1 protein-coding gene is annotated in these 521 nt (G+C 61.8%); it reads left to right on the top strand.

The window, feature by feature from the left end; all coding sequences use genetic code 11:
- On the top strand, positions 1-521 hold a 521-nt coding region (locus tag AAFX79_13855; protein MEO1009639.1), incomplete at both ends, for a hypothetical protein.

The following is a 521-nucleotide window of genomic DNA, read 5'->3' as shown; positions in this document are numbered from 1 at the left end:
GGTACCGAGGGTGATATTCGCAACACCCGTGAGAAGGAAACCGTTCCGGGCATGAACGCTCAGCTTGACGAGCTGCGCAAGGAGCTGCCGCGATTCGAGGCGGAGCGCGATCGATACACGCGGTACTTCGAAGTGGAGCGTGATCGCAAGCAGGTCACACTCACGCACGAGGGCATCGCCGAGGCGCAGAAGAAGGCTGATGTCGGCTCCTTCTACGTCGGAGAGAACACCGATCTGCCCCACCTGCTCGGCCAGGCGCTACGGGCCCATGTGATCTATGAGCGTGACACGGACTACGTGATCATGCCCGTGCCCGATCAGAACACAGGACGCACCGATGCCGAGGTCGTCATCGTTGACTCCAACACCGGCCGTCCGATGGTGGGGCGGCAGTGGTCCGACGGCCTGCACCAGGCGTGCCAGGCGAAGGAAGGCCTGCGCATCCGCCCGGAGACGCAGACCGTCGCGTCAATCACGATTCAGAACTTCTTCAAGATGTACAAGCGTCTTGCGGGTATGAC

Source organism: Planctomycetota bacterium (assembly GCA_039819165.1).
In the GTDB taxonomy this organism is placed as follows: domain Bacteria; phylum Planctomycetota; class Phycisphaerae; order Phycisphaerales; family UBA1924; genus JAHCJI01.
Note: the sequence above shows the minus strand (reverse complement) of the source record. Positions and strands in the feature narration are given on the sequence as shown.